Raw genomic sequence first — 20,088 nt, forward strand, 5'->3', positions numbered from 1 at the left:
TACTCTGCCTCCTTTTTCAATTTTCTCCGCGCTCCAGCCATCCGCATGCGCCCAGCCCGGAATACTCCATCAGCATCTCCCAGCCATGCACTGCCATCTGCCGGATCTGCGCCGTACTCCACAGTTCATCCGTCGCGATCCCTTCCTCACCCTGGAATGCCAGATGAGCATCCTGCGGATTGCCGTTTTCGCCTTCCTGTAAAAGTTCCTGTAAAAGATAAATCGGCGTATCGTACCGTTTACTCAGTTCCTCGTTTCGATAGGTCAGAAAATCCTTCTCCAGCAGATATTCCCGTTGTCCCTTTTTATCAGCAAAGGAAACCGCCGCCGGCTGAAAATACGGCTGTGCGATCCGGAAAATCTCCTGGCGCCGCTTACAGTATGCACCGGTTCGCTCATCCCGCGGTGCCCAGCAACACAATACACCTAGAACCAGATGAGCTGTCCTTTTCTGTTCTTTGGACAGTTCCATCCGTTTTCTTTTCGTCCGCTGTCCGGCGTTTCCCGGAACCACTTCCGGCGTTTCTTCCTGCCCCCCGGCTTCTGCCTGATCCGCTTCACCTGCTTCCTGTTCCGGAACTTTCATGGTTTCCAGATCTTTCTTTTGAGCTTCTTCCGTCTCCACTCCCGAAACAGTTTCCGCCTTCGCCTCTTCCTCAGGTTCTTTCCGCAAAAGCAGCCATCCCATACCGGAAAATGCTGCCTCTGCCAGTGCAATTTCCCGATCCAGATTTCTCTCGATTTCGCGGATCTTCTTCAGGCATCGGCTGTAGTCTTCCTGTTTTTTCATGGACAGATGCGGCAGGATCAGTTTTTCCACCTCACCGGCACGGATCGGACGTCTCCGGCTGTCTCCTTCTTTTCTGGCTCCGTAGAGTACTTCGTCCATACACGGCTGGTTCAGATATGCATATAAGACTTCCGGCAGGATCTGTCCCTGATCCGGCACGATACGAAGTACACTGCGATCCAGATACAGCGGATCTTCCGCCTGATCCACCAGAATCAGTTTTCCGTTTCTAAGAAGGACATCTCCCGGGCAGACGCGGTATTTGTCATCAATCGCCCAGTCCGCACCTGCATTTTCCTCTACTTTTTCTCCTGCGTGAAGTCCGGTGAGATAGGTCTTCCGGAAATCCTCCAGGCGCACACATGGAAATTCTCCGTTTGGCTCTTCATTTTTCGGAACGCCGGTTCCCACCGGTTCTTTCAGATAGTTTCGAAGTTTCGCCTTTTCTCCATATCGCAGCTGAGAGGCAAAGATTCTCTGAAACAATACCTGCTCATACCGTTCCATCCGGCTTCGCATCTCTTCTTTTTTCAACTTGATCTCTTCAAATCGCTGCAGGTTATCCACAATCTCCTGCTGTTTTTCCAGACTGTCCGGCACATAGATTCGATACTGTCCCAGTGTTTTCCTGCTGATCAGCGCCATCGTGGTCTGATTCGACAGTTTGCGGATTTCTTCCGCATGATACCGGAGTGCATAATATCCGTACAGTGGCAGCACCCGGGTCTCGTCAAAGATCAGAGATACGATCTGCTGGTTCGTAGCAAGTTCCCGACCGGCAATTCCCACTTTTCCGACCGTGCCGACAATGGAAAATAAGACACTGTTTTCCGGTACCAGATTGACCTTTTCTTTTCCCTGTTCCGACAGGTATTCCGATGCCTCCCGGATATAGCCCTGATCCAGATTCTCAATCTTGACCCATGGCGTTCCGGTCTCTGCATAATATTCCTTCTGCTCCCGCTCTGGTGTTCTTCCGGAGATCAGCCGGGCGAGAGATTCCAGTTTGTACATATTTTTCTTCTTACTCATAGTCCCTCGCCATCTCCATCAGTTCCTGTACTTTCTTCATCGTATCGGTTTCCAGATCTGCCAGTTCTTTCAAAAGCTGCGCCGGGGACTCTGTCACAACCGTCTCCTGCTCTTTCCATGGTTTGTATCTTCCTGCTGACAGGTTATTGTCATTTTTTGCGATCGTATCCAGACTTGCGAACCAGCAGGATTTTTCTTCCCAGTGTGCCGGAACCGGATTTTCCCACTGGTTCTGCGCAGCGGCTTCCTCTAACTGATGCTTCCACTGATCTGCCAGTTCTTTCCGATTCTCCCAGGATGCCAGCATCGCCGGAATATCATCCACACCTGTACGCTCCTGCCGGCGGTCCAGGCTGTATCCGAGGTTCTGGATCTCATAAAACCATACCGGCTGCTCTCTGTCGATCTCTTCTTCTCTTGTAAAAATCAGAACCGAAGCCTTGCTTCCCGTATACGGTAAAAATGCTCCCGCCGGCAGGGAAATCACCCCCTGAATCTGGTAGTCATTTAACAGATACTGGCGAACCTTCTGCTCTGCATCATACATAAACAGGGTTCCCTCATTGACCACTGCGATCACCATACCCTGCTTTTTCACATGGTTCATCAGCATCTGCATGTACTGCAGCTGTGCTTTTCTGGTACTGATCCAGTAGCGTTCCTGGTCTTCGATCGGCAGTTCTCCAACCGGTGGATTCGTCACAATCAGATCATATTCCTCATACGTAGGCACTTCTCCTTCCGGCGTGCGCTCCCCGGTTTTATCGATGCGGTCGGTTTCCAGCGGATCATCCCGACGGATTCCCTCCATGCCGCCGCCATGATAAAACTGCAGCATCCGGGCAATCTGCCACTGATTTTTCTCTTCCTCACATCCGTATAACTGCCACTGTGGATACTGCCGGTGTGCTGCCGCAAGGAAACCACCGGTTCTCGTCGCCGGATTCCAGACTTTTTCGATCTTGCGGCCATCTGCCAGCCGGATCAGTGCTTCCGTGAGATTCTCCGGCATCAGAAACAGTCCGGTCGTTCCCCAGGCATACATCTGGCGAAGCATCTCCTCAAGCATCACACCGAACAGATGCGGCATCCCTTCTTCCCAGTCACAGTGATCTGCGGTCCAGTCAATGAGTTTACATAATTCTCTCATCCACAGACCGTTCTCTTCCAGCTTCGCAGTTTCCATAAAATGTCCCGGCTCCACCATCGAAGAACAATACTGCACCTGATACTGCAGCTGCCAGATCCGCTGACCATCCTCCACTTCTTCGTCCCCCGGTGTCCATTCCATTGGAAATCCGGCAAACGGAAAGCTCTCCTGCAGGCTGGCTCTCTTCTGTGATTCGATAAACAGGCGGACATACATCAGATACCCCAGCTGTTCCACCAGACGCAGCGGCTTTTTCTCCTGCTCTGCCTTCAATGTTTTTAAAAGTTCCTGTATTTTCTCTCTTACTTCTGTTTTGGTTGTATTTTTTTCCATACTATACTCCTGTTTTCCACATTCTGACTGGAAATCGTGATTTTTTCCACCATCCACTCCTGGTTTTCCACTCCGTCTTCGATCGTAAGCACCGCCATCGTCAAAGGTGCGCCGAACCGCGGTCTGCCGCAGCTTCCCGGATTCAGCCAGAGTCTTCCGTCGATTTCTTCCACCGTAAACTTGTGACTGTGCCCGAAGACAACTACCTGTACGCCATTCAGATCCCAGGAAACATCTTTTCTGTCGTGCACCATGAAAAAGGAAACACCCGCCTGACAAAACCGCTGTGTTTTTGCGATACGTTCTGCCCACTCCCGGTCGTTATTTCCACGTACCAGATAGAAAGGGGCATTCGGTTTCAGATGCATCCAGAGCTGATCCAGGGTCCGACTCTTATCCACATCTCCGGCATGCAGCACCACATCGCAGGCCGCGATCAGATCCAGAACCGGCAGATGCAATTTTCCATGTGTGTCCGATATGATCCCGATTTTCATCGTTCCATCCTCCTACTCTACGCCCACCTTTTTACAGATGTCGTTCACGCAGCACCGGTCACAGTACGGTTTGGTTCTCGCCGTACAGACTTCCCGTCCATGCATTACCAGCCGGTGACAGAAATCACTTCCCTCTTCCGGCGGAACCAGCTCCCACAGCGCCATCTCCACTTTCTTCGGGTCTTTGATGCCATCTACCAGTCCCATCCGGTTAGTCAGCCGGATACAGTGGGTATCGGTCACGATCGCCGGTTTGCCAAAGACATCTCCCATGATGAGATTAGCACTTTTTCTTCCCACACCCGGTAATTTTAACAATGCCTTGAAATCGTCCGGTACTTTTCCGCCGTACTCATCCCGCAGCATCTTCATGCATGCACTGATATCCCGCGCCTTGCTCTTTCCCAGACCACAGGGGCGCACGATTGCCTCGATATCTTCCACATCTGCCTCGGCAAGAGCCTCCACACTTGGGTATTTTTCAAACAGCCCCTCCACGACCACATTCACTCTGGCATCAGTACACTGCGCCGCCAGCCGCACGCTCACCAGCAGTTTCCACGCCTGGTCATAATCCAGGGTGCACGCCGCATCGGGGTATTCTTTCTTCAACCGCTCTATAATCTCCAGGGTTCTCTGTTTTTTGGTCATTTTTTTTCCTCCTGAAAATTTTCTGTTTATAACTGTTCCGCATCTTTGCATTTTACACACTCCGAAACAGCTTTCTTTTTATCCTTTTCTGCGGGTTACTGTTTTCCCGCTGAATAGTTCTATTTTAACATACTTTGCCCCCTCTGAAATCCCCCGAATCCATTTTTCTTCTTATTTTATATTTACATTTCCGATTCTCCGGCTGTATAATAAACTGCAATTTTATGAAAACACAGGTGATATGGAGAATCAACATGAGTACAAATAAGAAAGCATTATTTTTTGATATTGACGGAACAATTTTAAGTGAGATTACCGGTAAAATCCCGGAATCTGCCTCTGCGGCTCTGCAAAAAGCCCATGATCTCGGACATCTTTTATTTATCAACACCGGACGAACCATCTGCTGTCTGCCGCCGATGATCTGTCAGCTGCCGTTCAGCGGGTATCTGTGTGGCTGCGGAAGCTATATTGTATACAACGATGAGGTGCTCACCTCCACGCAGATCCCAAAGGAGCGTCAGGCGGAGATCATCCGTCAGGTAAGGGCGTCAAATGCAGGGCTTCTTCTTGAGGGAAAAGAGGACTGCTACCGCTCCTCCCACATTACCCGGTTTGCAAAACTGGAGGGAACCTGCCGGTATCTCGCCACACTGGGACTGACCAGAGAGCACTATATCGAAAGCGGACTTTGCGACTTTGACAAATTTGTCATCTACACCGACGAGCAGACCGATATCGACACCCTGCTCCCTGCTCTGGCAAAAGATATGGATCTGATCGACCGCCTGGGCGGTGTCTATGAAGTTGTACCGAAAGGATATTCCAAGGGAACCGCCATCGATTTTATCCTAAAACACTTCGGACTGGAGCTGGATGATGCTTATGTCTTCGGTGACAGCAGTAATGACCTTGCCATGTTTACTTATGGTAAACACACCGTGGCTCTGGGACATCACGACCCTGTGCTCGATCCGTATACGGAGTATGTCACAGATACTGTGGAAAATGACGGACTGATGAAAGCAATGGCTCATTACGGACTGATCTGATTCACCACCCTTCTGGCTCGTTGCCCTCCCCGTTCACTATTGCGGCAGTCGTCAAGGTCTTGTGCAAGCCCGGACTTTGCCTCATTACCCGCGTATATACCAAAATCCGCCCGACAGATTTTTTCTGTCAGACGGATTTTTGCTTTTATTTATGCATTTTTAATGCTCTTAATCTTATATTTTCTCTGGTATTCCTCTGTGAACGGGTTCTGTTCCTCACGGTCTTCCACTTCCAGATACGGTCTGTGGTGTCCCACATAACGGTATGCCGGACGGATGATCTTACCGGCGTTGACCAGCTCTTCCAGACGGTGTGCGGACCATCCTGCCATACGGGAGATCGCAAAGATCGGGGTGAACAGCTCTCTCGGGATGCCAAGCATCGTGTAAACGAATCCACTGTAGAAATCGACATTTGCACATACCGGTTTGAACAGTTTTCTCTTGTGCATGATCAGCTCGCCTGCAATCGCTTCCACTTTCTCATACAGGGCAAATTCTCTGGTCTTTCCTTTTTCTTCTGCCAGGAATTTTGCATATCGTTTCAGGATTACTTCACGCGGATCGCTCAGTGTATAAACCGCATGTCCCATACCGTAGATCAGACCTGCATGGTCGAAGACTTTTTTATCCAGAATGTCATTCAGATAATCTCTCAGGGAAGATTCATTTTCCCAGTCCGGACAGTTTTCCATGATATTTTCAAACATATCCTGTACTTTCAGGTTTGCACCACCGTGTTTCGGTCCTTTCAGGGAACCGATGGAGGCTGCAACTGCGGAATAGGTATCTGTTCCGGAAGAGGTTACCACATGGTTCGTGAACGTCGAGTTGTTACCACCACCATGCTCTGCATGAAGTACCAGCGCGATATCGAGAACCTTCGCTTCCAGTTCGGTAAACTGACCGTCTTCGCGGAGCATATACAGGATGTTCTCAGAAAAGCTGTACTCTTTCTTCGGGTTTTTGATCAGCAGATTTTCATCCTGACGGAAATGCCGGTAAGAATGATACGAATATACAGCGATCAGCGGCATTTTTGCGATCAGCTGCATGGACTGGCGCAGGGCATTTTCCACGCTGGTGTTATCCGGATTATCATCGTAGGTGTACAGAGTCAGCACGCATCGCTGCATGGCATTCATGATATTTTCATTGGATGCTTTCATGACAACATCACGGATAAAACGGTTGTTCAGATTCATCATATCCGACAGCAGATCGTTAAACATCGCAGACTGTCTTGCGTTCGGGATACGTCCGAACAGCAGGGTATAGATGACTTCCTCAAAGCCTTTTTTTCTTTTCTCCAGGCTCGCCACCATATCCGCTACGTTATATCCCTGGAAAAATAACTGTCCGTCTGCCGGGATCTTTCTTCCGTCTTCATACGTATAACCGACAACGTCCGAGATCTCTGTCAGACCGGTCAGTACACCTTTTCCGCTGGAATCACGCAGTCCTCTTTTTACATCATATTCCTGATACAGGTTCTGGTCGATCCGGCCGGATGCCAGACAATACTGTAACAGTTCGCTAAACTCTCGTTTATGTTCTTCTTCTATGTTCAGAAATTCTTCTGCTCCCATGGGAATTCCTCCTTGTTTCTCTCTATTTTTCCTGCTCTTACAGATTCTCAGCGATTGCTTTGATAAATCCTTCACTGTTTAATACGGTCGGATTTTCCATGGTTGTGATCAGAGCCAGGTCTTTTGTCATCTTTCCTTCTTCGATGGTGCGAATGGTCGCTTCTTCCAGACGATCTGCAAAATCCATCAGTTCTTTGTTGCCATCCAGTTCTCCACGTTTTCTCAGGGCACCGCTCCATGCAAAGATGGTTGCCACGGAGTTTGTGGAGGTCTCTTCCCCTTTCAGGTGTTTGTAGTAGTGACGCTGTACGGTTCCGTGTGCAGCTTCGTATTCGTAGTAGCCGTCCGGGGATACCAGTACTGAGGTCATCATTGCCAGAGAACCGAAAGCAGAGGATACCATATCGCTCATCACATCGCCGTCATAGTTTTTACATGCCCAGATGTAACCGCCCTCTGATTTCATCACACGGGCTACGGCATCATCAATCAGTGTATAGAAATAAGTGATTCCTGCCTCTTCGAATTTTTCTTTGTAATCCGCATCAAAGATTTCCTGGAAAATGTCTTTGAAGGTATGGTCGTATTTTTTGGAAATAGTATCTTTGGTTGCAAACCACAGATCCTGTTTCGTATCCAGTGCATAGTTAAAGCAGCTTCTTGCAAAGCTCTCAATGGAGTTGTCCAGGTTGTGCATGCCCTGTGCCACGCCAGGTCCTTTGAAATCAAAGACCAGTTCTTTTGTCTGAGTTCCGTCTTCTGCGGTGTAAACCAGTTCTACTTTTCCAGGTCCCGGAACTTTCATCTCGGTGTTTTTATACACGTCACCGTATGCATGTCTTGCGATGGTGATTGGTTTTTTCCAGTTTTTTACGCATGGCTCGATACCTTTCACAACGATCGGAGCACGGAAAACGGTTCCGTCAAGGATCGCACGGATGGTTCCGTTCGGACTTTTCCACATTTCTTTCAGATCATACTCAGTCATACGTGCGGCGTTTGGAGTAATGGTTGCACATTTGACTGCAACACCGTATTTCTTGGTTGCCATGGCTGCATCGATGGTTACCTGATCATCGGTTTCGTTTCTGTGTTCCAGACCCAGATCGTAGTATTCGGTTTTCAGGTCGATGTAAGGAAGCAGCAGATCATCTTTGATCATCTTCCACAGAATTCTTGTCATCTCGTCTCCGTCCATCTCTACCAGTGGTGTTGTCATCTGAATTTTACTCATTATTTGTCTCCTCCTGTTTATTCTCTTATCTTATTCTGCTTTTCTATCTTTCAAACCGTTTGCGGTTCCTGGTTTTTCTCTTTTACAGATCTTATTGATATCTTTCAGTGTAGATCCAGGTTTTCGATTACATGTTGAATATGTTCGTTTGCCAGCTGTTCTGCAAGATCTCCGTCTCGTTGTCTTATTGCTTCCAGGATCCGTTTATGTTCTTTCACGGATTCCTGCGCGCGGTGTTCTGTCTTTACGGAATGGGATCGCGCCATTTTTACATAATGGAGAAAATCCGTCAGCACGTGTTCGAGCATCCGGCTTCCCGATGCCCGGTACATGATCTCATGAAATCTTCCATCCAGCCGGACCATCTGTTTGCTCTCCGGCTTCTTTACATGAAATTCGGACAGAAGGATCACTTCTTCCAGTTCTGCCAGTTCTTCTTCTTTGATATTTTCCGCAGCTTTTCGTGCCGCCAGACCTTCCAGTCTTGCCCGCATATGATAGATGTCTTCCACATCTTTCCGGGAGATGCCGATTACTTTGGCACCTCGGTTCGGTGCAATCTCCACCAGACCTTCCAGATCCAGCTGCCGCAGGGCCTCCCGCACCGGTGTCCGGCTGACACCCAGCTGTTTTCCCAGGGTCGCTTCTTTCAGTTCTTCGCCGGGTGCATAGTTGCCGGAGAGAATGTCGTTCCGGATCCGGTTGAAGATCTGTCCTCCGAGGGATTGTTCCTGATATTCCATAGTTGCCTCCAGATTGATTCTGTGCTTTTTCGCTTTATTTTTTAATTGCATGCTTGTATTTCTGTATCTTGGTATAATTGTATGCAATTATACGAGATATGTCAACAATAAAATTAAGAGAAAATAAAAAAGAAATAGCATTTTGGGTGCTATTTCTTTTTTATTTTCTCTTATGCTTCGACTTCGATCAGATCTTTTGTGAAGTGGTTCAGGACTTCGCAGCCGTCTTCGGTGATCAGGACCAGGTCTTCGATTCTTACGCCGACGCCGCCTGGGACATAGATGCCCGGTTCTACGGAGAAGCACATGCCTGGTTTCAGGACTTCTTCGTTGGTGAAGGAGACATCGCCAAACTCGTGGACTTCCAGTCCGATGTTGTGTCCGGTACGGTGGGTGAAGTACTGACCGTAGCCCTGTTCTTCGATGTAGTCTCTGGCTGCACGGTCTACGTCGCAGAATCTTGCGCCCGGTTTTGCTGCTTCGATACCGCGGCGGTTGGCTTCTTTGACGATCTCATAGATTTTCTTTGCCTCTTCGCTGGCTTTTCCGATAAAGACGGTTCTTGTCATATCGGCACAGTATCCGTTGACCAGGCATCCCACATCCAGAACGACGGCATCGCCATAACTTCCCTTTGAATCGTCGGTTTCATGATGCGGATCTGCTGCATGGGCGCCGTATGCGATGATCGGCTCGAAGGAATGTCCCTGGGCACCGTTTTTCAGATAGATTTTCAGGAGTTCTTCTCCCAGTTCCGCTTCTGTCATTCCTTTGCTTACCAGTGGAATCAGTTCTTCGATACTGGTGTCGTTGCAACGGGAGGCCACGCGCATCTTTTCCTGTTCTTCTGCTGTTTTGATCTGGCGGATATGGTCGATAATTGTGGATGCATTGACATAAGCATCTCCCACCTGCAGTTCCATCAGGCGAAGCAGGAACCGCGCCGGCCACGTTTTGTCGATACCGATAGTTCCGCCTTTTCTCATATGGGAAGCCAGAACTTCCACACAGTCATCGGTATCATCAAAGTATACGACTTTGATTCCCAGTTTTTCTTCATCCTGCGGAAACAGCTTTCCGATCACCAGTACCGGCTCTTTTTCCACATCCAGTCGGAGAACCATCATACGTTCTCCACATGCATAATACTGTCCCGTCAGATAATACACAGCCATCGGATCCGTCACAAGAAACTGTTCCAGATTCATCTGGCGCATGCCTTCGATTACTTTTTCTATTCTCGTCATGTCCATCTTTCCTCGTCCTTTCTTTTTGCACCCGATATTTTCTTATGAATTTCCAAGGTGCACCCGCGTTTCTCACGGTCTCTGCCCTGCATTATACACCTGTTTTCTTCTATATACCATAGAAAACCAGGAAACCTTACATTTATCTGTAATCCTTCGATACTTCCAGATAATCCCGCTTCCCACTGATATAATCCGCATAGGCAAGTTCCGGATCTTTTCCGTGAAATACCGTACACAATCCACACATATCACAATCCGCAATGCATCGGAAGGTATTTTTTATATATTGTCTTCGCTCTTCTTCCGTAGAATGTTCTATCTCCGGCGGTCTCATATACTCACCACCTATCTCACAAGTCCCATATTTTTTCTGTACTCTTCGTTAATCTCACGCAATTCTTTTTCTCCGTTAATATACGGTTCATAAAAAGTATCCACGGATCCGCCACCCAGGTTGTCGCAACCATTACAGAAATCACATGCTCCGCCGCACTGATTCAGCCCTTCCTGCACAATACGGATTCTTTCTTCTTTCGTTGTATCTTTAATCAACAGACTTTTTATTTCCATTACACTTTCTCCATTTCTCCTAAAAGTTTCCCATTTTACTCGTTGCATTCATTTTTGTGATACTTTTAAGACTACAGAGAAGAGTTTTGCAAATGCATCTCATCCTTTCTGTAGTCTTATTCTTAATATTTGTTGTTTTCCAAAGACAGCAGTCTAAACTCCATGTAATAACCTGTTCCCTGCCAATGAAACATTCCCCAAAACTCTCTACTCATGCAGCATCCATTCTTCTATCCCCTCAGTTCCAAATGTGCAATCATAGTTTTTCTCGATCTCCCTGTAATTTTTCACTTTTAACAGATATGCCAGCGGAGCACCTTCTTCATGATCCGTATGACAGTATCCAATTCCCTCTCCGCAATAAATAATGCATCCCTCATCTTCTTCCCGTGATCTCTCGATTGCTTTTTTCAGGGGTAACATTCCGGTATACGACAATCCCATGTAATATACATTTGTAAAATTCCCAAATTTTTTAAGTTCCTTCTCCAAGTATTTTTCTGTATAGTATGGTATCGGATGCATTATTTCTTTTTTTACATATTTTAAATCATGTAAAGACTTCAATGCTTCTTCTCTTTTGTTCGTTGATAATTCCCATAGAAGTCTTTCTTTTTTATGTTTTTGAAAAAATAAATTTATGATCATCCCTTCGTTCCACATTTTTATCCCTCGTAAAATAAGTCCTCTGACACCCCGCAGGTTCATTTTTCAGTATGTATAATTACATTATATAGAATAGCATATCTGTCAGTCAACGAATGAATCTGTAATACCGAACACAGTCACTTACCATATTTTTTCTTTTACTCTTTTAACTCTGCCAGTTGTTTTTCCAACATAGCAATTTTCCGAAAGGCTTCATCTGCCCGAAGTTTTTCTTCATCCGCCCGTGCTTTTTCTTCATCCGCCCGTGCTTTTTCTCTCAGGGTATTCTGGCGCTCTTCTTCTCTGCCTTCCTCCCTGTCGAATTCTCTTTGTTTTTCTTCGTCATATTCATAAAGACACATTTTTACAACCTCCGCCCTGTTCCTCTTCAGAAAATCAGCCATCACGTCTTCTTCCATGCACTCCCGAATCGTCTGCTCCACGGCATCTTCTAAGGTCTGCTCCTGTGAATACCTTCTTACTTTATCCACAAAGATCATATAATCCCGCATCGGTCTGCATTTTTCAAAAAGTTCCTGGCTGTTTCCCATATTGATATTTTTTACTTTTACAATCACTTCCAGATTCGGATTCTCCTGTTTCTTCACAAATGCATCCGAAAGTCTCAGCTCGCCTTCCTCATCCATCTTCTGCTTTCCATTATAAAACACCACAAACGTAGGCGCTGGAAGCGGAAGCATCTTCGTACCATAAATATTCTTGTCCTTCACCAATACCGAATACGTGTCACTTGCATAAAACAGACAGCGCAACGGCATATTTGCATTTTTTGTAGACTGTTGCTCATATAAAAACAGTTCATCATGCAGCACATAAGCCACATCATTTTTCATTGATAAATAGATCGCATTCTCCAGTGTCACCACCTGTAGTTCACTGGCATCTTTATAGTCCGATCCATTCATCGCATTATAAAGCTCCAGCAATTTTTCCCGGTCATTAAAGATCATACGGAATAAGCGATCTTTGTAATCTTTTGCTACATTACCATTCATACTAATCCTCCTGCTTGCAAGAGAAGGATCTGCCTTTCGCTTTCCCAGAATCCTCCTCTGCCCTTTTCTTATTTAATTTTGCATTGGAAATTTCTAAGTCCGCGAACGCGGTTGAATGAATTAGATACGGCTGTATGCCGTAAAGAAATAGAAATAAAATGCTTATGGTTATCATACTCTGAAAAGGCGGATTCGTCAAACAATATTTGTTCCGCTTCCTCTCCATTATCTTTATGGCTTTAAATCCTTGATATCTGAAACTGGCACATCCTGATAAGCCTCCTGAAATCTACATATTCTGTTATGAATTACTGTCTTTCGAAGAACTGACTGGAAGAGATACTGAATACCATTCTTTCTTATAACAAACAAGACTACAGAGAGGAGTTTGCAAATGCATCCCATCCTTTCTGTAGTCTTATTCTTAGTATTCTGTTATTTTTCCAAAGACAGCAGTCTAAAAACCATGTAATCCCTCATTCTCTGCCAATGGAACATTCCCCAAAAAACTCTACTCATGCAACATCCATTTTTCTATCCCCTCCGTTCCAAACGGACCTTTATAGTTCTTCGGTAATTCGCTATCTTTCAGGTTATAGTTTCTTCGATTAACCACGCTCGTAGCTTCTCCTAACTCCAGACACGGGCTTAGATCTCCATCCAGAATATTCACGCTAAACCAGAACCGCTTCAGGCTTTTTATCTTTCGGATAAACTGAATATCGGAGATTTTATTATTCCCGTAAATTATCAAAGTCTGAAGGTTCTCCATTTTTTCGAGTACGGAATAATCTTGAATATTTGGACAGTGTTCGATACATAACAGTTGCAATGTTTTCTTTACTTTTTCCAAAACACTGATATCTTTCAGATATTTTCCATAGTATAGATATAAGCATTGCAATTTTTCACTTTGCCCAATCCCATCAAGAGAAGTCGCATTCCCGCCAACCATAGTCAGCTGCTGCAAATGCTTACTTGAAAATAATGTTTGCAGATTTTTCGTTTTGCTCTTATATCCTCTAATATAAAGACTTCGCAATGTATCAATTTTGTCAATATTCAACGCCTTTCTGTTCCACTCCACAATTAAATCAACCAGCCCGTGAACCTTTGAATAATCGATTTCCACCAATGGGTAATCCAGCGGATAGTCTGAAAAATCATCTGCAGTATTTTGGCAGGAAAGTCCCTGTATTTCCGGTAACTCGTATAACGGTGAATAATCAAAATCTTCCGTTGCATCTTCGCGTAAACTTATATCCAAACAGTTTAAGGAAGGACACCTTTTCAGGAAGCTCAAATCTTTCATTTCTATCTGTGCACGTGTTATTTTTCGTTCATTTATAAACTCTACATATTCTTCTATGGAATGTTTGGGTATCCTATCTCGTCTGAAGTTTATATCATCCATCTCATGAATGATAATTGCATCATGGACATTCCATGGGTGCCGTATCGCAATAAATGGAAAATCATCAATCACCGTAAAACCTTTATATATATCATATTCCACACACATTCTCTCATCATCCTTTTCTCGCATACTCTATCCGCCTAACCATTTTCTGGAAGAATTACATTCTTTCTGCTACTCATAATTTTTCTCGATATCCCTGTAATTTTTCACTTTTAACAGATATGCCAGCGGAGCACCTTCTTCATGATCCGTATGACAATATCCAATTCCCTCTCCGCAATAAATAATGCATCCCTCATCTTCTCCCCGTGATCTCTCGATTGCTTTTTTCAGAGGTAACATTCCGGTATACGACAATCCCATGTAATATACATTTGTAAAATTCCCAAATTTTTTAAGTTCCTTCTCCAAGTATTTTTCTGTATAGTATGGTATCGAATGCATTATTTCTCTTTTTACATATTTTAAATCATGTAAAGACTTCAATGCTTCTTCTCTTTTGTTCGTTGATAATTCCCATAGAAGTCTTTCTTTTTTATGTTTTTGAAAAAATAACTTTATGATCATCTCTTCGTTCCACATTTTTATCCCTCGTAAAATAAGTCCTCTGACACCCCGCAGGTTACTTTTCAGTATGTATAATTACATTATATAGAATATCATATCTGTCAGTCAACGAATGAATCTGTAATACGGAGCGAATATATTCTTTGCCTTTTATCTGAAACATGTTACAATGGAAATCAGAGAAACACCTTCTAAAAAATCTCAGGAGATTATTGATTATGAAACCTTTTTTAGGAATTAACCTTTCTTCCGATGAGGGCAATGAACTGCTCAACGGTAATGAATTTCTGGTTGCAAAACCATCTGCTATATTAACAGATGCCTTAGATTCCGTGTCCGGAAAAACGCAAAAAATCGTAAAGAAATCCCAGCTTCCCCTTCCGCTCCGTGTCGTTATGTACGCTTGTGAACTGATCGCCCTAATAATCATTGGCGGTCTCCTGCGGGCTGATGTTTCCCCGGCAGAAAGCTATCACAATGCTCCCTGGCTGTATTGGCTTTTCGCTGTCTGTGTGATCATTGGGGTTCTGCTTTTCATTTTGGGAAAACGAAAAGAGCGACAGGTTTTGGAAGATACAGAGACGAAACGCACACTTTCTGACTCTGACGCGATTGAGAAGGAAATATTGGCAGAACTTTCCGTCCCGGACAATGCGCGGGAGGTTGATGTGCTTTCTTTCTGTTATAAAGAAGAAAATGAAACAATAAAAATGGCACAGAAGGGAGTTCCTCTCACCAACATGTCCTTCCATATCTTCACAGACAGCGAGAATCTGTATCTTGTCGATCTGGATGGAAAATATGCTTTCCCCTTGTCATCCATCCAGGTAATTCAGACAATCAGAAAACCCGTTACAGTTATGGATTGGAACAAGGACGAACCTTTTAACAAGGGTATTTATAAACAGTATAAACTGACCAGCGATAATATCGGTTCTATTCACTGTAAGTCTTATCATATTATGGAACTATCATACCGTGGAGAGATTTATGGAATTTATATCCCCAGTTACGAATTACCGATCTTCGAGGAGCTGACCGGACTGAAGGCGAAATAAAGTTCTGGATTTCATTCTTTTATAACAAACAAGACTACACATAGGATTTTTGCAGATGCATATTTTCCTACCTGTAGTCTTATTTTTTGATCAAAGATCTTATTTCACAAACTTTTTTTCATAATCTCTTCGAATCATTTCTTTCTATTGGGTTTTCTTTTCCCATCGTTAATATTTTTTTGTCTCTGCAAAACTGCTACTATTCCAAGTAACACAATTATAGTTTCTATTCCCCCTGCTGTCACAAACCAAAACTCAGATAAAAATTCTCCTACCGCTAAAATAGATCCTATATAAGTTATAATTTCCGTAAGTAATCCATTACCGCTCGAATCTCTTTGAAAATCATTTATTACTAGATGTACAAATAAACCACATGATAAGCATCCCATCACACATATCGTTCTAAATGCCGCTTTCTCGTCCTTCATCACTATCCCTAGAATAACATAGTTCAATGTCTGAATTACTCCCAAATATAAAATCATCCATACACGTATTTTATAAATCAATGTATTTTTCTTATATATTCTCATTCAACTTTTTCCTTCCAATATGGCTATTCCGCTTACACAAACCAATAAAAAAAGAAGAGAAAGGAGATGTAAACATATATTATCTGTATTTTTTCCATATCTTCTTTACTGTCTTCCATTTTTTCTTTATCCATTTTCCAAATTTAGGATAACCGATATTAGTTTTAAACGAAGACCAAAATGTTTCTCCAACTTTTTTAACAACTGTTTTTCTCACAGTAGTCTTTTTGGCTGTATATCGCATTATTTTCTTAGCGGACTTTAACCTTTTTAATTGTCGGTTTGATTCTTTCCAAATCCCACTTAGTTTTTTTCCATTAATTCCGCCATCTCCCTTTATATCTCCTACCGCACCAATTGCCACATTAATAGCCAATGTTTTTTTATTTACTTTTGTCCCTGTAACTTCACATTCTGCTAAATATGTTACTGTGTTAATTGCTGCATTCGCTACTGTCAATCCGCCCGCTGAAATTCCAGTTGCTGTTAATAATCCTGAAAAGGCTGCCCCCATTAAACCTGGAATTTCTTCCTTTTTTACCAACAGCGCTTCTTTTAATGAATTGCCCTCGCCTAACTTCAAGACAACATTAGCCGCATATTGAGATGCTGCTCCCACTACAGCCCCTATTGCTAAGTGCCAAAATTCTCCACTCAAATCAGTTCTGGTAATCGGATTGTTATCACAGTAGGCATACAGATTTTTATTACTTGATACGGTTAAGTTCATACCTGGTACATTGATATCATCCGCATTAATAAACCGTCCAACCTCCGGGTCGTAATATCTGCTTGCCAGATAATACAGCCCTGTCTCTTCATCCCAGTAATATCCACGGTAGCGCAGCGGGTTTTTCTTTCCCAGATCCTGGTTGCCTTCGATTGCGGTTACCTTTCCCCAGCTGTCATATGCATAGCTTACCACAGTGTTCCACCCGGTGTCTACCAGTGCGATCACATCTCCCGTCGGGTTCAGGATGTAGTAGTAATCTTTTCCGTCACAGTTCATCGAAAACAGGGTTCCATCCGCATCATAGCTGAAGGTCATCTCATACAGCGGTTTCTCCTGGTCTTCCCGCAGGTGCTGTTCCCCGATGATCTGTCCGTCCTGTACCTGGTACAGGACCGTTGTCCCATCCGACAGGTACTTCCGGTTACGCATCCCTTCTTTGTCGTAGCGGTACCGGATCGTTGTCTGGTCTTTTACGATCTCCGTCAGTTCACTGCTGTTCTTCCAACCCATCTCCATCCCACGGTATACGGTCGGATTCCCCATGGCGTCATACGCAATAGTTTCCCCGTTATACGATGTCAGCTGGTCCTTCCAGTTTCCTTCATAACGGTAGATCTTTGTTTCTGACGGGGTGGCGGACGCTAAGGTCTCCATAGCGGCTTCCGGCTGGTATTCGTATCGGTTTTTCTGTAACAGGTTGCCATTTTTGTCATACGCATAGGTGATCGTCTGCCTGTCTGCCTCCCGGTCTTCCCGGATCAGCTGGTTACGGGTATCGTAGGTGTACTGGATCTTTCCTTTTCCGTCTGTGGTCTGCGTAATGTTCCCATTCGCATCATACTGGTAATGGATCTCGTAATTGTTCTGCAAACCTTGCCAGGAAAACCGTTCCAACTGGTCGGACTGGCTGCCGTCTGCCCCTTCCCGGTAACCATACTGGATCCTCTGTTCAAAGATCTTTCCCAGTGCCTTTGAGACAACCCTGCCTAAGCCATCATAAAATACTGCTTCCGTACACTCCCCGCTCGTCACACCGATCGCACGGTTGTCCCGGTCGTACCCGTATTCCAGTGCCGTTGCACGGTATCGGTTTCCCTGATCCACTTTCTCCACGTTGTCATTCAGGTCATAGGTAAACCGATAGTCCTCGTCCCGGTCGTTCCGGTAATAGACAAGTCTTCCTGACAGGTCATAAAAATATCGGGTCTCGATGGTTTCTTCTCCCAGGTCTTCCCGGATATCCCGTACCACCGCAAGGTTTCCTTCCCGGTCATACGCATACTCATACAGCCGGTATTCCTCCCCGGACGGGTCTGTCAGACGGATCCCGGTCACCCGGTCCATATCATCGTATGTATACTGGTAGACATAGCCGTTTCCATACGTTTCCGCCAGCAGGTTCCCGTTTTTTTCCTCGTAGGTCTGTGATACCAGACAGCTGTCCCCGACATAGGTTGCTTTTGCATTTCCAAACCCGTCATTTTCGAACCGGTATACCGTTCCGCTTTCCGGGTCATTGATCTGGATCTGTCTGAGTTCATCATTTTCGTAGCTATATTGGATCTGACCGGTACCGTCTGTCACACCGGTCAGCTGGTCTGCCGCATCGTAAGCATAACTTGTTGCGTTGCCACTGGGATCCGTTACTTCTGCGAGCAGTCCGGTCTCCTCCTCATATGCATACTTTGTCCGGTTGCCCAGTGCATCCGTGATGCGCTGCAGGTATGCACCGTCTGCGGTATAATCCGCCGTGGAACGGATATATTCTTCTTCTATATCCGCATCTACGATTTTACTCTCTTTCGCATTTCCATAACTGTCATAGCTGAACTGATAAGTCATCCTCTCCGTGGATACCGCTTTCGTTACGTTATGTCTGGTATCATAGGTATACTGGAAGGAATAGCCTTTCGGGTCGGTCATCTTGATCAGGTTATTGTTCCCGTCATAATCAAATTTGTTTTTTGTCTTTGCATTTTCCTGCACACTGACGATGTTTCCCTTGTCATCGTACAGATAGCTTTCTGCAAAGTCCTACCGGTACAGGGCAAGACCGTCAAAAGCTGCCACATTGGTTTCGTAACTGTAGACACAGCTGACTTCGATCTTCTCATACGCTTTTTTCGGGATAAAGATATCATTCAGGAACTGCCAGGTTGTCGTATCTGCCTTAAATTCACTCGTATAAGCCTCCCTGCTGCCGTCTGCCCCGACAAACGCCACTTCCAGTCCGAACACGCGGCCGTCTTTCCGTTCCGTCGGATAACCGCATCCCCATACATTGCCCATATAACTGTCCCCGGCTTTTCCGGAGATCCATAGCGTCTGCGTCAGCTTCTTTACCTTTGCCGGGTTTCCCGTCACATAAAAGACATGCTTATCCAACACTTCCGTCTGCATCGGTTCTATGGATGGCTGCATCCATGTACTGTAGATATAAGCTCCTAAAACACATCCGATCCGGTATTCCCCGTCCTTTTCATAGGCAATCACATCCCAGCTCTGACCAACGGCACTCGTCACATAGTCTACGATATGGACATTTTGATTCTGATTCTGTTCCAGCGTATCGATGACCGCATACCCTGTTCCTGCCCCCTGACGGACATTCAATTTCGTTGCATCTACAACCCCGATTGTTGACTCGGTTGCAAATTGTGACGAAAAGTCAATAAACTGCGAGATCATATAGCCGGTATACAATTTCCTGTCCTTGATCAGATAGGTCAGATACCAGGTGACCCCATTGGAATCCACCGCCTGTCCGATAGCCTCTTTATTCGGAATCGTAACCGTCTTATCCGGCCAGTGATAACTCAGATATCCCAGGTGAATCAGTAACGTTACTACATCATCTTTCCCCTGGAAATTCGTCATATCATTGGAAAATGTTCCCGTATTAATCTGTACCCGTTCTCCTGCAAGCATATTTGCCACCATGGATTTTCCAAATCTCCTTGGACGACTCACGCAGATATACTTCTGTTCTGTACAGATAACTTCCCATTTCTGCACCTTTCTCTGACATTCTTACTTATTATCATATAGTATCATATTTTTCTGTCAGGCAAAACAGTAATATTCTTTGCGAATTCTAATATTTCATCCAGGCTCTCTTTTTCTTTTTATACAATACTATATTTTTTACTTTCACTGAAATAATCTTTTTTACGACAAGCAAAAAGCGAAAAGCCTTTGAAAAACTTTTCGCCTCTTGCA

Annotated in this window: 19 protein-coding genes; 2 read left to right on the plus strand and 17 right to left on the minus strand. The window is 45.0% G+C overall.

The annotated features are described in order from the left end of the window. Nucleotides 1-16 precede the first annotated feature (16 nt). From ETP43_RS12465 to ETP43_RS12480, 4 genes are read right to left on the minus strand one after another with little or no spacing between them, the layout of a single operon-like run. On the minus strand, nucleotides 17-1,822 hold the full coding sequence (locus ETP43_RS12465; RefSeq protein ID WP_129258377.1) for a restriction endonuclease subunit S: 1,806 nt from the start codon (nucleotides 1,820-1,822) through the stop codon (nucleotides 17-19). Further along, nucleotides 1,815-3,305, minus strand: coding sequence for an N-6 DNA methylase (locus ETP43_RS12470; protein ID WP_129258379.1), 1,491 nt, complete (start codon nucleotides 3,303-3,305; stop codon nucleotides 1,815-1,817). The genes ETP43_RS12465 and ETP43_RS12470 overlap by 8 nt, the downstream gene beginning before the upstream one ends. Beyond that, nucleotides 3,275-3,802, minus strand: a complete 528-nt coding sequence (locus ETP43_RS12475; protein ID WP_129258381.1) for a metallophosphoesterase family protein — start codon at nucleotides 3,800-3,802, stop codon at nucleotides 3,275-3,277. Before ETP43_RS12475 ends, ETP43_RS12470 begins: the two co-directional genes overlap by 31 nt. 12 nt (nucleotides 3,803-3,814) lie before the next feature. Then, nucleotides 3,815-4,453, minus strand: a complete 639-nt coding sequence (locus tag ETP43_RS12480; protein ID WP_129258383.1) for an endonuclease III domain-containing protein — start codon at nucleotides 4,451-4,453, stop codon at nucleotides 3,815-3,817. Nucleotides 4,454-4,707: 254 nt separating this feature from the next. Between ETP43_RS12480 and ETP43_RS12485 the strand changes: the two genes are divergently transcribed. After that, nucleotides 4,708-5,505: an HAD-IIB family hydrolase gene (locus ETP43_RS12485; protein WP_129258385.1), complete on the plus strand. Its 798-nt coding sequence runs from the start codon at nucleotides 4,708-4,710 to the stop codon at nucleotides 5,503-5,505. A gap of 149 nt (nucleotides 5,506-5,654) precedes the next feature. Here ETP43_RS12485 and ETP43_RS12490 read toward each other — a convergent pair whose 3' ends face one another. The 10 genes from ETP43_RS12490 to ETP43_RS12535 all read right to left on the minus strand — a co-directional run bounded on the left by ETP43_RS12490 (nucleotide 5,655) and on the right by ETP43_RS12535 (nucleotide 14,557). Continuing rightward, nucleotides 5,655-7,094, minus strand: a complete 1,440-nt coding sequence (locus ETP43_RS12490) for a citrate/2-methylcitrate synthase (RefSeq protein ID WP_129258387.1) — start codon at nucleotides 7,092-7,094, stop codon at nucleotides 5,655-5,657. A 37-nt stretch (nucleotides 7,095-7,131) separates the two neighbouring features. Continuing rightward, a complete protein-coding gene (locus ETP43_RS12495; protein ID WP_022171963.1) occupies nucleotides 7,132-8,328 on the minus strand; it encodes an NADP-dependent isocitrate dehydrogenase in 1,197 nt (398 codons plus the stop codon). A 104-nt stretch (nucleotides 8,329-8,432) separates the two neighbouring features. Next, nucleotides 8,433-9,122 carry a GntR family transcriptional regulator gene (locus ETP43_RS12500; protein ID WP_243114276.1) on the minus strand — a complete coding sequence of 230 codons (690 nt, stop codon included), beginning with the start codon at nucleotides 9,120-9,122 and terminating at the stop codon, nucleotides 8,433-8,435. Between the two features lie 119 nt (nucleotides 9,123-9,241). After that, on the minus strand, nucleotides 9,242-10,324 hold the full coding sequence (locus ETP43_RS12505) for a M24 family metallopeptidase (RefSeq protein ID WP_129258389.1): 1,083 nt from the start codon (nucleotides 10,322-10,324) through the stop codon (nucleotides 9,242-9,244). Nucleotides 10,325-10,460: 136 nt separating this feature from the next. Then, complete coding sequence (locus tag ETP43_RS12510) at nucleotides 10,461-10,655, minus strand: hypothetical protein (RefSeq protein ID WP_129258391.1); 195 nt, start codon at nucleotides 10,653-10,655, stop codon at nucleotides 10,461-10,463. An 11-nt stretch (nucleotides 10,656-10,666) separates the two neighbouring features. Then, nucleotides 10,667-10,891: a hypothetical protein gene (locus ETP43_RS12515; protein ID WP_022400029.1), complete on the minus strand. Its 225-nt coding sequence runs from the start codon at nucleotides 10,889-10,891 to the stop codon at nucleotides 10,667-10,669. Between the two features lie 207 nt (nucleotides 10,892-11,098). Then, the gene (locus ETP43_RS12520; RefSeq protein WP_129258395.1) at nucleotides 11,099-11,554 is read right to left on the minus strand and encodes a hypothetical protein; all 456 of its coding nucleotides are present in this window, start codon (nucleotides 11,552-11,554) and stop codon (nucleotides 11,099-11,101) included. Between the two features lie 143 nt (nucleotides 11,555-11,697). Then, nucleotides 11,698-12,555, minus strand: coding sequence for a hypothetical protein (locus ETP43_RS12525; protein WP_129258397.1), 858 nt, complete (start codon nucleotides 12,553-12,555; stop codon nucleotides 11,698-11,700). A gap of 511 nt (nucleotides 12,556-13,066) precedes the next feature. Further along, nucleotides 13,067-14,101 (minus strand): leucine-rich repeat domain-containing protein, encoded by a 1,035-nt coding sequence (locus tag ETP43_RS12530; RefSeq protein ID WP_129258399.1) that lies wholly within the window; start codon nucleotides 14,099-14,101, stop codon nucleotides 13,067-13,069. A 45-nt stretch (nucleotides 14,102-14,146) separates the two neighbouring features. After that, nucleotides 14,147-14,557: a hypothetical protein gene (locus tag ETP43_RS12535; protein ID WP_129258401.1), complete on the minus strand. Its 411-nt coding sequence runs from the start codon at nucleotides 14,555-14,557 to the stop codon at nucleotides 14,147-14,149. A 203-nt stretch (nucleotides 14,558-14,760) separates the two neighbouring features. On the opposite strand from ETP43_RS12535, the gene ETP43_RS12540 reads away from it, so the two are divergent. Further along, nucleotides 14,761-15,600, plus strand: a complete 840-nt coding sequence (locus tag ETP43_RS12540) for a hypothetical protein (RefSeq protein WP_129258403.1) — start codon at nucleotides 14,761-14,763, stop codon at nucleotides 15,598-15,600. A gap of 134 nt (nucleotides 15,601-15,734) precedes the next feature. On the opposite strand, the gene ETP43_RS12545 is transcribed toward ETP43_RS12540, so the two are convergent. The 3 genes from ETP43_RS12545 to ETP43_RS17725 all read right to left on the minus strand — a co-directional run bounded on the left by ETP43_RS12545 (nucleotide 15,735) and on the right by ETP43_RS17725 (nucleotide 19,884). After that, a complete protein-coding gene (locus tag ETP43_RS12545; protein WP_129258405.1) occupies nucleotides 15,735-16,136 on the minus strand; it encodes a hypothetical protein in 402 nt (133 codons plus the stop codon). 79 nt (nucleotides 16,137-16,215) lie between these two features. Then, on the minus strand, nucleotides 16,216-18,855 hold the full coding sequence (locus tag ETP43_RS12550; protein ID WP_129258407.1) for an RHS repeat domain-containing protein: 2,640 nt from the start codon (nucleotides 18,853-18,855) through the stop codon (nucleotides 16,216-16,218). Between the two features lie 48 nt (nucleotides 18,856-18,903). Continuing rightward, nucleotides 18,904-19,884, minus strand: a complete 981-nt coding sequence (locus ETP43_RS17725; RefSeq protein WP_243114277.1) for an SH3 domain-containing protein — start codon at nucleotides 19,882-19,884, stop codon at nucleotides 18,904-18,906. Between the last annotated feature and the right edge of the window lie 204 nt (nucleotides 19,885-20,088).

It is taken from the genome of Blautia faecicola, assembly GCF_004123145.1.
Classification (GTDB): domain Bacteria; phylum Bacillota; class Clostridia; order Lachnospirales; family Lachnospiraceae; genus Oliverpabstia; species Oliverpabstia faecicola.